This is a genomic window from Ensifer sp. SSB1 (assembly GCF_016652895.1).
GTDB lineage: Bacteria > Pseudomonadota > Alphaproteobacteria > Rhizobiales > Rhizobiaceae > Ensifer.
Genome location: NZ_JAEPRP010000081.1, coordinates 20,213 through 31,374 on the forward strand (window position 1 = coordinate 20,213; position 11,162 = coordinate 31,374).

Genomic DNA, 11,162 nt, shown 5'->3' on the forward strand with positions numbered 1-11,162 from the left:
TAAAGCGCTGATTAAATTTTGTTTGTGGCGGCGCGCTTCAATTGACGAAGCGTGGGCTGATATTGGTGAGAAGCATCACCACCTTGTCTTCTATCGCCTGGCAGTTGCTTTCATAGGCAACCGTCAGAGGTTCATCCGACATTGCGTGCTCTCTCAACTCATCACGCGTGATCACGGCGACGCCATAGGCCGCCATCAGGCTGTTGAGCGCCAGGAACCTCAGTTCCGAAATCTGTTTCCGGTGTCTTGGCAGTCGCATCATCAGTCGGGCCCGACCGATCTTCTCGAAGTCCATCGCTCTACCTCGAATAACCTTTGAAGTGCAGTGTCCACCACAAGCAGGCAGGTGGCAACAGATTGTGGCCATATTTCTGAGCCGCGCTGGAGCGGTCGAGGCTCGTTGCAAACCGGGCGGTCGAAGCCATTGCCGGTGGGGCTGGCGACGAGGTCGATGATCGGGCCGGATCGACTTGCGAAAGAGCGGCAGCCCGAATGGCCGCGGTTTTCGTCGGTTGCCCCATGAAGGGTCGCAACCATCCCTGTTGCTCCCGTGCAACAGGTAGTTCGTCATTCCGACAGTCAGCGATTGTCCTCTTGCGGCAAAAGTAAACTCGTGTAACTTTCGCCAAATCGGAGCTCAAACTAGAGGAGGCGTACGATGATTCTTAATTTTGTACAGATGCTCACCTCTGGTGGAGTGGCATGCCCGTCACGACGAGTACGCCATAATTCTATGGGTTACTTCGGCGCATAAGCGCTACCCGAGTTCCGCCTTTTCGTATTTTCCATTTTGACTTGATGTGACCGGTTCCCGGAATGTGTTTCCGTGTCCGCGCGCATCCATAATCTAGAGGACCCGACCGCTGCGAGCGGCGGGAATAATCATGCGCGAATTGCAACTTACCGCCGCTGGCACCTTGCCGGCGATCATGGACGACCTGTTTCGAACCTTCGGCTTCCGTCGAACCGTCGGCGCCTTCCTTGTTGCTGCCTGGAGGCGTCAGCGGACGCTCAACCATCTCAGCCATCTCTCCGATCGCATGCTGCGCGATATCGGTGCGGAAGAAGGCGTGAAGAAGCCTGCGATAGCCGAGATTTCGCTCTGGCAACTGCCGGTCGGCTATCCGTGGACGAGGCAGAACTGAGGCCCGCCCCGAGCGGGCCTCTTTCTTGCCGTCGATCAAGCTTCACGATTTGGGTCGTTGGGACCCAGGATCGCCCTGATCGGACGGTGCTGCTGGCTGATGTGCGGCGGCGAGCTTGGCGGCGCAGTGGTGCCTAATCATCGCCGCGGCAAGGTTTTCCCGCTCCTTGCCGGTCGCCCTGGCCTTTGCTGCCGCCATATCCCTGCACCAACCTGCGTCGAGAACCTCTTCAGGGATGTGGGGGATACAGGACGAGAGAAGCAGCAGCGAGCAAAGGAGGACGACGCGCATTCGGGGCTCCGTGGGTGGGTGCCGAATTCATAGCACCAGCGAGCCGAAAGGGAACAGGGCGGTGACGCGGCGGATGCGCGTGGCGGCGTTCGATCTACCGGCCGATGCGGGCAGTCGATGCCTCGACATTTCCGAGCGCAAGCGGTGTCGCGAGGATGGCGCTTTGCAGCCGTGGCCAGTATATCGCCATCATGCAATCAATGCGGGCGAGTGAAGAGTGCAATTGGCAAGGATCAGGAGCATATTGTTTTCCACCGTCCCGCTCGGTCGGCTGGACTATCTGCTCGGCATGACGCTGTGCGCCTTGGTGCTTGCTACAGTTTTTCCGTTCGCGGTGGCTGACGAAGCGGCGACATCTGTGAAGGCCGCGTTGATTTTCTGCTACGGCCATGTGGTCTTTCTGACGCTGCGGCGGTTGGTGGATCTCGGCGTCGCCAACGCAGGCATCGCGTTCCTGTTTCTCTATGGATATTCCGTCGCCGCCGGCGGTCTTGGCCGGGCATTCGGCGCCTGGGCCGTCGTCGCCCCGGCTGCGCTGTTGGTGTTCTTGTTTTTGAGCCCGACCGCTGACAGCCGAGCAACAGCGGATGTTTAGGGAACTCGACCTGAAATGGGCCTATGGCGGTGACCTGGCGTGGGGCACGGAGGTCGATTTCGATGGCGACGTCGGTCCCGAACGCCCTGTGCCGGATGATGTGTGCTTCCTGCTGCAGTTGGATATCGGCACGAAGGAAGATCTCTGGACGGAGTGCTTTTTCGTTCAGGTCGTCACCCCGAACAACAGACCTCACCGATGCCAGGATACGCGACACATCGAAATTCCGCGCTACAGCTTCGCTGTCCTTAGGGATCATGCGAACAGGGTGATTGCGGCTTGCCAGCGTGACACCTGGGATGAAAGCCTGAAAGAACTGCGCAAGCGCTTTCATTGGCAATACGAACCTCGCCGACCCTGATGAAGCCCTGCGCCGGGGCGGCTGCCATCATGGCTGGCAAAAGGCGATCCGGAGCCGCGGCAGCGCCGCAGTGTCGCTCAACTGCCGATGCGACCACCCACTGGCCGCCAGTGCGGCAGGGGTGGTCGCGGCTTGGGGCCGTTACTGGCTCGTAGACGGCTGCGTTGTCGACGGTTGGGTCGTCGTGGACGGTTGGGTCGTTGACGGCTGAGTGGTCGAGGGCTGAGTCGTCGACTGGTCAGTCGTTGCCGGCGGCTGCGCCGTTGCGGGCTGCTCGGTCTTCGCGGGCTGCGTCGTCGTCGTCGCCGGTGCTGTCTCGGTGGCTTGCTTGTTGGCCCCCGGTTTCAGGAACACGACGCCAAGGACGATGAGCACGATCACAACCACGATACCGATGACTGTGTTTCGATTCATGCAGGCTTCTCCTCAGGTTAAGTGCCTCAGAACTGTAAATGGAGCGGTCGGTCGAATAATCAACGGCCAAGCTCGCGGGTCGGTTGAAAAACGGTCCGTCCGGTCGCGAGACGACTGATCGCGCCGATTATGCGTCGGGGATGGGACATGGCCGCAAGTGGTGCATTGCCTGGTGCCGCAGGGTTGCCGCGCCGAAGGGAACTGGCGCTCTTCCCTGGAGATGCGGACTGGCTCGGGCCGGGGCTGCCGCCCTAGCGTTCGCCGCCGGCGGTGGGCCTGGGAACGGGGGTGATGAAGCCGAGCCGCAGCAATTGCTTCGAGCCGCCGAATTTCACCGAGGAGTGGGTAAAGAGCTGCAGCAGATCCGTGCTGCCGCCTGTGTCCTGCGTCCTGGAGTTGGCGGCCGAGCCATCGAAATGCGGGCCGCCTGAGGTGGCATCTTCGGCGATCTCCTTGTAGTCGGCGAAGAGCGCGAAGTGGAGAAGCGCGCCGAGCACGGAGGAAAAGTTGCGCTGAAAGGGAAGCGGCTGATGGATGCCGGCGCCGAAGCGACAGTCCTCGTCCCAGAAGATCAGCGGATACTTGATCAGTTCCAGGTCGGAATCGAACTCGCGGTGGCGCGCGCCGCCCTTGACGGTGATGGCGCGTGTGGTGGTCGCCAGCGAATAGCCGCGGCTGTCGAAATGATCGGCGACTTCCCAGGGGGCGCGCGTTTTCAGCTGGTTGACGTCTGCCGCGCCGAGATCGATCGGATACATGTCCAGCATCGGTGCCGGCAGCCGCGAGATCTTCAGGTCTTCAAGCGCGTGGATCACCGACCAGAGCGTGCGGTTCTCGCAATCGTCGTAGACCAGGAATTCATCGGAATCGACGTTCACGTACCAGCGCTCGCCGCCATAGAGTGCAAACAGTGCCTCCCGACAGAGGCGGCCGTGGCGGGCTTCCCTGTGGCGCAACGCCGACGCCCAGAGGTCGACATCGGGCTCACCCAGCAGATATTCACGCGTACCGTCGGTCGAGGCATCGTCGACGCAGATGAAGCGGGTAACGCCCAGCGACCGGTAATGCGCCAGAAAGCCCGGCATCAATCTGGCATCGTTGCGCGTGAGGAAAACCAGCGGAAGGTCGTCGGGATAGAGCGATGTCTGACCGAGAGGACTGACACAGCGCAGCTCCACCTCGCGGCCTTCCGACCTCTCGTGACGCTCGGCCTTGGCCGTTTCATACCAGGTGGCGAGACGATCGAAGACGTTTCGGTCCGCGATCATCCCGGCGTCGGATTGATCCCTGAAAGGATAGGTAATGTCTTTCATTCCCATTCCGATATGTATTTTTCATACATAATATGGGTCGGGCTTAGATCAAGAACGCAGGTGAGGCAATCGCGCAATGCCATGGGTTCGGGTGCCGATCGCCTGGCTCGGCACGATGCGAAGGCGTGAACACCACCGGCACGTTCCCTTCGGTAAGGGCAGCGTGATATAGCGTTCGCCGATGAGCAATCCGACCCCTTCGACATTCACTCCGCCCGCCGCGCGGGGCTGCGGCACCTGCACGCTGTGTTGCCGGCTACCCGATATCGACGCGTTGGCGAAACCGGCAAATGCCTGGTGCCGGCATTGTGTGGACGGCGAGGGATGCCGGATCTACGCGCAGCGACCGCAGCTCTGTCGCGACTTTCTCTGTCTCTGGCGCACGGATGCGGACCTGGACGACGCCTGGGACCCGGCGCGCTCGCGCATGATGATCTATCGCCAGGGGCCGCAGGTCACGGTTCTCGTCGATCCGGACCATTCTGAAATCTGGAAGCAGCCGCCCTATGCGGAGACGCTGCAGCGCTGGGCGCACGAGGGCGAAGGCGGGCAGTATGTGATCGTCTTCGTCGGCGACGCCGTATTCAAGATCGACTGAAGCGCACTAAAAAGCCCGGCGAAAAAGAAAGAGCCCCGCACGAGGGCGGGGCAAGCAGGCACCCAAAATGGCTCGGGGTGCGGGGAAGCGCAGTCCAGAAAGAACGTACTGCGCGGTACGGAAGCTAACGCGCGCAAGGCAGCCGGGGGAAGGCCTGATTCGGCGATTCCGGTACGCTTGCCAAAATAATTCCCGAGAAGGCGGGGCCGTCGGGCACTAGGTGTTGCGGCCGTCTTCGTCGTTTCCTGTTGTAAGCCGACCGATTGACTTTGCGGCGCTCCGCCGCATTTCCGATAGGAGAAACTGACGGAGACGATGATGTCGAAGACGATGCTCGTGGTCCTCTGCCTGTCGCTTCTTGCCCTGTCGGCCTGCGGTAACACGGCGCGCGGCATTCGTGAGGACAGTGCCGAGACCGGCCACGCACTCGACAATGCGACCCACCGGGTGCTGAAGTCGACCTCAAAGTAGGACGACCGAAAACGGAACAGGAAAGGCGTTCCGGCCTTTCCTGCGTTTGCCTGCACCAATCGCGGCGGGCTCGGTGCCCGGATGCGCTCTATCGCGGCCGCAGCGCGCTCGGTTGAGCGACCGTTTCGCTGCTCGAAAAGATGACGACCGCAAACAGCAGCACACCGATGAAGGCGACGATCGAGGCCGCGGCGACGACGGGTTCGATCTCGGGCCTGCCGGTAACCATCAGATAAAGCGAGGGCACCAGCACGGCGACGCCGGACGTGTAGACGTAATACTGGATCAGGGCGAGCCGGCGCTCGGCCTTGGCGGGATTGAGTGCATAGTAGATGCCGAAGATCGCCATCGTGACCCAGCCGAGCAGGTTCGTATGGGCATGCGCCGGTGTCGCGGCGTGATCCTGGCTGATCGCCATATGCAGGCCGATACAGAGGCCGATGATCAGGAAGATGATTGCGGTCTTGAAGTACAGATGGGCAAGGCGCGGCATCGAATCTCTCCTCGTTGTGCTCCCCGCTTACTTTATTAGCATTTTTGCAAATTAATAATGATTGCCAATATTGGGCATTTTGCGCCGTCGCTATCCCCTTGAAAGGATTTATACGCGCCGGGCGGTTGCGGCGGTCAAGGCGGCGCGCTTGCGCGTGGCGATGTCGTTGAAGGCGGTGAGGTTCTGGCGCTGCAGATAGGCCGCTATCGCGGCCTCCACGCCGCGCTCGTTGCCGCCTTCGGCATCCCAGAAGGCTTCCATGGCAGCAAACAGGGCGGACTTGTCGAGCGTCATGGTCATCGCAGATCCGCACCGAACTGCTGGTGGTGGTTGAGGGTGCCGTGGACGGCCTGGCTGTAGGGGCTGCGGTCGGCGCCGAAGTCCGCGCACCATCTCTCCCAGGCATCGGAGGTGCGCACGAAGGCCGGCAGCTTGTGCTCTTCCTCGGGGCTCTGGTCGTAGCCGTCGAGCCAGGCGTCGGCAACCGTCTCGGTCACATCTTCGCCGTGGAGGGCTTGGAGATCGAAGCGGATCAGCTTTACGACATGCTCGCCATCGTGGACACGAAGCCAGTCGGCGGCGGTGCGGTAGGTGGTGCCGACGGTCTCGGTCTCCTCACAGAAATAGCCGGCGCCAAGCGTCATGACGGCGAGCATGATCTCACGCCCGCGAAGGAAAGGGGTGGCACCCGTCAAGGTATCCGCGATCAGCACGTCGGGCATCGTTCACCTCGGCCTGTTCGAGGGGCGCGCTGGCGTGCCCTTTCGGGTGCCATCGGTCCCTCCGGTTTTGTCATTGGTGAAATATAGGAAAATTCCTATTTATTGGTCAATAGGAAACGCACTGCCGGCAGGAAATTTCTGCGCGGGACGACGCGCAGTTGTCGATAGGTGATTATTTGTTCTTGTTTTGTTCGTTGGATTGCGCCACCTTGGGGCCGCCATTCCAGGTGGCGGAAAAGGAGCATGGGATGATCACCTATTTCGTCGTTCAGAGCTTCACGCTGGGAAGCCGCGGGGCATTGCTTGCCGACAATCCGGTGCAGGCGACCGGGGCTGAACATGCGGTGCGGCTAGCCGAAAGGCTGGCAGCGACCAAGGTGGGTGTTGTCGCCTTCAGCCGCGCGGGCGACCTTGCGACCGGAGAGTTCGAGGATGCCACGGTGCTCTTCATGTCGGGCGATCTGCCGATGGAGATCGAGGAGGAGATGGCGGCCTGAGTGCCGACATGCAGGAAGCAGCAGGCGGAACGACTGGCGGCGGTATGGGGACTTCGGGCGCTTGCCTTGCTAGGGCTTGCCGGTCATGAGGAGAAGTCTTGCTCAGCCGTTTCTAAAACGCGCCGCGATCTTCGCTTCCTGCGGGATACGTGTGAGGGCCGGCGCGCATTGGTGCGGAATTGAGCCACCTTTGGTCGAAACGAATTTTCCGCGGCGATCGCCGGCGAGCCGGCACCTATCGCTCTTGTGTTGAGCGCGCAACCAGCCATGTGGTGCCGCACGAATTGAATCAGGGAACCTGTATATCCTGTTGAATGTACAGGAATACTTCCGGAATTTCCTTGCGGGCTTTAGCGGGCGCTGTATTTGCCGACGACCCGGTGACAGAAGGACCACTCGACCCGGCTCTCGGTGAATTCCAGGAAGGGGTTGTACTGCCGCAGCGTCCATTCGCGGTCATTGAAGGAGACCAGCCGCTTGATGATCGCCTCGGCGTCGTTGGCGGGCGGCACGTGGTAGAGCACCACGTCCTTGTCTCGGGCCGGCGGCAGGTGCGGGTGGACGAGGGCCATGTCGCCGGGCTCGTAGGCCGGGATCATCGAGCTGCCGGTGAGGTAGATCCCGTAGGCGCCCTTGACGCCCTCGAGCACCGAGGGGCGCTTCACATATTCCACCGCATCGAAAGTGACGATCACGTGGCCGTCGCCGCCCTGGGCTGCCGCAAAGATCGGCAGGTCGCGATGACCGACGAGCTGTTCGCCCGGAACGATCTGCGGCGCGAAGCCGGGCGCGCGCCTGGGTGCCGCTTCGCCGGCGGCGGGGGCGCCCTGAATCAGATCGACGATCGTGCGGGCGTCGCGCTCGCGCAGCTCCCGCGGCGTCTCGCGCTCGACGAACTGCTGGATATAGGCGTGGTTCTTCGCAATCGCGATCGACAGATCCTTGTAGGTCGTCTTCTTCGCGTCGACTGCTTCCCGGATAAGGCGGCGCAACTCGTCCATGGCACTGGCATCCCAGATTCCGTTTCTTACGTCCAATAGGAAATTTCCTCTTGATGAGTGTAGGAAATCCTACTATGAATAGGATGTCAACGGAAATGAGCGGTGCAAATCACCGAACTTTCCAGCAGCGGCCGGCATTGCTGGCGCCTGGGTGATGCGGACGACAACGTCCGCCTTCATCTGGAGGCGGGCTTGTGGCCCTGGAGATCGATCGCCGCAGCGAATGCGGCGAGCATTTTTGAAAATGCTGCTTGTCTTCCGGTCGGCAACGATTGTGGGGGCTGGCAGCGGGCGAGAGGGTCTGCTTCCTCCCCGGAGCCTCTCGCTTTCTATTCGATGTCGGCAAGCCGTCACTGGCGCATGTCTTGTCTCCGCAACCGGCAAGGGTTGCGGTCGGCGGCGCGCGCGGTTTCGGCGCCTGAGCAGGCAGCCGTGCTCCTTGTGAGTGGGCCGCGGCTTGCGAGCGCTACCCGTCGTCCCGCGTGCATTCCTTCCGGATGCGCGGAAGGGACCGAAGGACCTGACCCGTCCGCCCATCAAGGGCGGGCACAGAAGCGGCTTGCCGGCAGGGGTGGAGACAACCGGAATTGGCGCGCGGACAGCGCGATGGAGTGGCCGTGCCAGATGGGGCGGCCAAAGGCGAAGGTGTGGGAAGAGGCATGGCGCAGGACAGGCTGATAGAAGGGACTGGCGAGCGGGGCGGACGAACCGGGGCGCGCAGGGACGCAGGCTTCCTGCCGCCTTTGGCATGCCGCAACTCTGTCGTTGCGGTGGCCGGCAAGGCCGCGGCCGGCGCCGCATATCGGCTCGGCCGGGAGTAGCGGCCATGCGCATCACCGCGATCGTCGAGGCGCTGGTTCAATCCGGTGCTTCGCCGGAAATGATCCTTTGCGCTGTGCGCGCCGCCGAAGCGGGGCAGCAGTCGGAGCTCGAGCGGCGCCGGGCCGGCGATCGTGAACGGCAGCAGCGCCGCCGCGCCCGCGTGACGTCACGCGATGTCACGGCGACAGGGGCCGGTGTCCTCTCTGATAAAGAAAGCTCCCCCGCACCCCCTAAAGAAACTAACTCTCCCGACACGACTCCGGCCGGGAGTGATGTGCAACTCGACCTGCACTTGGGGGAAGCCGATGCAGGACCGTCCGCACAGCGCGGGCGCAGGGCGAGCCGGCTTCCCGCGGCCTTCGAGCCCGACTGGGACTTTGCCGTCGGGCTCGGCTTCGGCCCGGCCGAGGCGGCAGCCGAATTCGACAAGTTTCGCGACTACTGGACCGCCAAAGCCGGCCGCAATGCCACCAAGCTCGACTGGGCGGCCACCTGGCGGAACTGGATGCGCAATGCCGGCAGGCCACAGGGGGCGGGCGTTTCCCGCGTCGCAGGCCGACTGAAAGTGGGCCAGATGGATGACGCCGGACCGCCACGACGCGGACATCGCCAGCAGGCGCCGCCGCACGAGACCGCCTTTGCCCGCCATCAGCGGGAATGCAGGCAAGCCATTGAAAACGAACTGAAAGGGACCCGAGACAATGACGTTTCTGGAAATGATGACTTTGCCGGCGCAGGCCCGGCTTTCGACCTTGAACCGGGAGATTACCGCGCTCACTGAACGGCTGGCGCCGGCGAGCGAGGCGGCGGTGCTGCGGAGCCTCGACGCGATGCAGACGGCCGGCATGCCCATGCCGCAGGGGATCGAGCCGAAGAAGATCCTTGCCGTCTACCACTACGCGCTCTGCGGCGTGCCGGCCTGCGGCCTGGCGACGGCGACGCAAAAGCTGATCCGCGGCGACTATGCGGCCAACGCCAATGTGCTGCTGGGCACGATCCCTAAGCCGCCGGTGCTGGCGGCCCTGGCAAAGGCGGAGGCGCTGGGCATGCGAGCCGAGCTCGCCCGCAAGCGCGAGACGATCGCCGCCCTCAACCCCCGCGAGACGGGCCGCTCCGAAGCCAGCCGCGCCCGCGTTCGCGCAAGGTTGGATGCCTTCCGCCAGACCCACGCAGCGGCCAAGGCGGCCGCAAGGACCGCAAGCGCATTCGCAACGAGGGAGAACCACCATGCAGCCTGAGGCAACGGAATTCATGACAGGGGAACACTCAGCGGCCGGAATGGCGAACGGCATTGCAGCAAGGGCGCTTGGCGTGCCGGTGGCACCGGGTGAGGCGGCCGCCGGGCGGTTACGGCGCGGTGGGCCGGCGCGCACGGAGCTGGGTACAGACGCCCCGGTGGAGCCAATGTCGGCGGAAGACAGGGCAAAGCGGCAGCTGGTGGCGCCCCGCGGCCAGCGAAGCGATGGCTCCGTCGGGATGGCAGCGGCTGACGCTGAGGCGGCGCCGGTTGCGACACTGGAAGATCTGGCGGGCATGGTCGCCGTTCAGGTGCGCACGCAGACGAGGCGGATCGCCGAGCTGGAGCTGGCGCTCGCCGATGCCGAGGCTCGGCTTCTCTCGCAGGCGCGGGTCATCTGCGGTGCTGCGGATGCGGCGGGCGGTGATCTCTTCAGCCGGCGGCCGGTGCGCGAGATCATCGAGGATGTGCTTGCCGCCTATCCCGGCGTCACCTGGGACGAGATCATCGGCGTCGGGCGCGAGCGGCGACTGGTCGAGCCGCGCCACCGCTGCATGGCGGCGGTTTACGAGGAGCGCAAGGATCTGTCGCTGCCGGCGCTCGGCCGCATCTTCCATCGCGACCATACGTCGGTGCTGCACGCGGTGAACCGTTGTGGCGCCAGCCGCTGACGGCAAGCTTTTGAATTTCAGACTGATTTTGCGCCAGCGAAAGCCGGGCCGGCGGCGCCGGCGGCCAGCGATGGCACCGCAATGAAACGAGGAAACGATACGATGACATCCAAGGCAGAACGCATCCGCATCAAGCGCGCCAGCCGGGCGGGCCGGCCGCGCAAGGCCGACGTGGCACGCTATCCCGGTGGGCAGATCAAGCACGGCGAGACCGAAAGGGAGGTGCGCTCGGTGGCGCTGGACGCGCGCAAGCGCATGCATTTTTCCGGCAAGCGCGACGTCGACGTTGCGAGCCCCTTTGCCGGCTACACGCTCGGCCGCATGTTCCTTGACGGCAAGCTGACCGCGCATGAGCGCGAGGCCGGCGAAGAGTACGCCCGGCAGATGGCGCGCTATTACAGCCTCACCGGCATTCCCTTTCCAAGCGTCAGGGCGCAGTCGCTTTTCAGCGTCAAGGGCTTTGCCGGCGAAACGAGTGCCGAGCGCGCCCGCAGCGCCCGCCAGGCGGCAAACCGGATGATGGAGCTGGAA

Annotated in this window: 18 protein-coding genes; 10 read left to right on the top strand and 8 right to left on the bottom strand. The window is 63.2% G+C overall.

Features of this window, described 5'->3' with window-relative positions; genetic code table 11:
• Positions 1 to 37: 37 nt before the first annotated feature.
• Positions 38 to 295, bottom strand: a complete 258-nt coding sequence (locus tag I8N66_RS20160; RefSeq protein WP_113540512.1) for a hypothetical protein — start codon at positions 293 to 295, stop codon at positions 38 to 40.
• Between the two features lie 589 nt (positions 296 to 884).
• On the opposite strand from I8N66_RS20160, the gene I8N66_RS20165 reads away from it, so the two are divergent.
• Positions 885 to 1,145, top strand: coding sequence for a DUF1127 domain-containing protein (locus tag I8N66_RS20165; protein ID WP_113540513.1), 261 nt, complete (start codon positions 885 to 887; stop codon positions 1,143 to 1,145).
• 42 nt (positions 1,146 to 1,187) lie between these two features.
• Here I8N66_RS20165 and I8N66_RS20170 read toward each other — a convergent pair whose 3' ends face one another.
• The gene (locus tag I8N66_RS20170; protein ID WP_113540514.1) at positions 1,188 to 1,436 is read right to left on the bottom strand and encodes a hypothetical protein; all 249 of its coding nucleotides are present in this window, start codon (positions 1,434 to 1,436) and stop codon (positions 1,188 to 1,190) included.
• A 289-nt stretch (positions 1,437 to 1,725) separates the two neighbouring features.
• Between I8N66_RS20170 and I8N66_RS20175 the strand changes: the two genes are divergently transcribed.
• Together I8N66_RS20175 and I8N66_RS20180 are read left to right on the top strand one after the other, a co-directional pair.
• Entirely contained in the window at positions 1,726 to 2,031 is a 306-nt protein-coding gene (locus tag I8N66_RS20175) for a hypothetical protein (RefSeq protein ID WP_162768934.1), read from the top strand.
• Complete coding sequence (locus I8N66_RS20180; RefSeq protein WP_113540516.1) at positions 2,024 to 2,392, top strand: Imm8 family immunity protein; 369 nt, start codon at positions 2,024 to 2,026, stop codon at positions 2,390 to 2,392. The genes I8N66_RS20175 and I8N66_RS20180 overlap by 8 nt, the downstream gene beginning before the upstream one ends.
• A 141-nt stretch (positions 2,393 to 2,533) precedes the next feature.
• Here the strand turns inward: I8N66_RS20180 and I8N66_RS20185 are convergent, their stop codons facing one another.
• Entirely contained in the window at positions 2,534 to 2,806 is a 273-nt protein-coding gene (locus tag I8N66_RS20185; RefSeq protein ID WP_113540517.1) for a hypothetical protein, read from the bottom strand.
• Between the two features lie 251 nt (positions 2,807 to 3,057).
• A complete protein-coding gene (locus tag I8N66_RS20190; RefSeq protein ID WP_291157034.1) occupies positions 3,058 to 4,119 on the bottom strand; it encodes a glycosyltransferase family 2 protein in 1,062 nt (353 codons plus the stop codon).
• 274 nt (positions 4,120 to 4,393) lie between these two features.
• Between I8N66_RS20190 and I8N66_RS20195 the strand changes: the two genes are divergently transcribed.
• Positions 4,394 to 4,717: a hypothetical protein gene (locus I8N66_RS20195; RefSeq protein ID WP_291157036.1), complete on the top strand. Its 324-nt coding sequence runs from the start codon at positions 4,394 to 4,396 to the stop codon at positions 4,715 to 4,717.
• A gap of 318 nt (positions 4,718 to 5,035) precedes the next feature.
• Entirely contained in the window at positions 5,036 to 5,188 is a 153-nt protein-coding gene (locus I8N66_RS20200; protein ID WP_113540560.1) for an entericidin, read from the top strand.
• A gap of 88 nt (positions 5,189 to 5,276) precedes the next feature.
• On the opposite strand, the gene I8N66_RS20205 is transcribed toward I8N66_RS20200, so the two are convergent.
• The 3 genes from I8N66_RS20205 to I8N66_RS20215 form a co-directional block, all read right to left on the bottom strand.
• Entirely contained in the window at positions 5,277 to 5,681 is a 405-nt protein-coding gene (locus I8N66_RS20205; RefSeq protein ID WP_113540520.1) for a hypothetical protein, read from the bottom strand.
• Between the two features lie 108 nt (positions 5,682 to 5,789).
• Positions 5,790 to 5,981, bottom strand: a complete 192-nt coding sequence (locus tag I8N66_RS20210) for a hypothetical protein (protein ID WP_162768935.1) — start codon at positions 5,979 to 5,981, stop codon at positions 5,790 to 5,792.
• Entirely contained in the window at positions 5,978 to 6,403 is a 426-nt protein-coding gene (locus tag I8N66_RS20215) for a hypothetical protein (RefSeq protein WP_291157040.1), read from the bottom strand. The genes I8N66_RS20210 and I8N66_RS20215 overlap by 4 nt, the downstream gene beginning before the upstream one ends.
• A 248-nt stretch (positions 6,404 to 6,651) precedes the next feature.
• Here I8N66_RS20215 and I8N66_RS20220 point away from each other — a divergent pair, with 248 nt between their 5' ends.
• A complete protein-coding gene (locus tag I8N66_RS20220; protein ID WP_113540523.1) occupies positions 6,652 to 6,900 on the top strand; it encodes a hypothetical protein in 249 nt (82 codons plus the stop codon).
• Between the two features lie 350 nt (positions 6,901 to 7,250).
• Here I8N66_RS20220 and I8N66_RS20225 read toward each other — a convergent pair whose 3' ends face one another.
• Positions 7,251 to 7,937, bottom strand: a complete 687-nt coding sequence (locus I8N66_RS20225; RefSeq protein WP_291157042.1) for a S24 family peptidase — start codon at positions 7,935 to 7,937, stop codon at positions 7,251 to 7,253.
• A gap of 790 nt (positions 7,938 to 8,727) precedes the next feature.
• On the opposite strand from I8N66_RS20225, the gene I8N66_RS37570 reads away from it, so the two are divergent.
• The 4 genes from I8N66_RS37570 to I8N66_RS20245 form a co-directional block, all read left to right on the top strand.
• Entirely contained in the window at positions 8,728 to 9,504 is a 777-nt protein-coding gene (locus I8N66_RS37570; protein ID WP_365887568.1) for a hypothetical protein, read from the top strand.
• Positions 9,476 to 9,961: a hypothetical protein gene (locus I8N66_RS20235; RefSeq protein WP_162768936.1), complete on the top strand. Its 486-nt coding sequence runs from the start codon at positions 9,476 to 9,478 to the stop codon at positions 9,959 to 9,961. The genes I8N66_RS37570 and I8N66_RS20235 overlap by 29 nt, the downstream gene beginning before the upstream one ends.
• Positions 9,951 to 10,631 carry a helix-turn-helix domain-containing protein gene (locus I8N66_RS20240; RefSeq protein WP_291157045.1) on the top strand — a complete coding sequence of 227 codons (681 nt, stop codon included), beginning with the start codon at positions 9,951 to 9,953 and terminating at the stop codon, positions 10,629 to 10,631. Before I8N66_RS20235 ends, I8N66_RS20240 begins: the two co-directional genes overlap by 11 nt.
• Before the next feature lie 102 nt (positions 10,632 to 10,733).
• Positions 10,734 to 11,162 (top strand): hypothetical protein (locus I8N66_RS20245; RefSeq protein ID WP_291157047.1); only part of this gene is annotated, 429 nt, incomplete at its 3' end.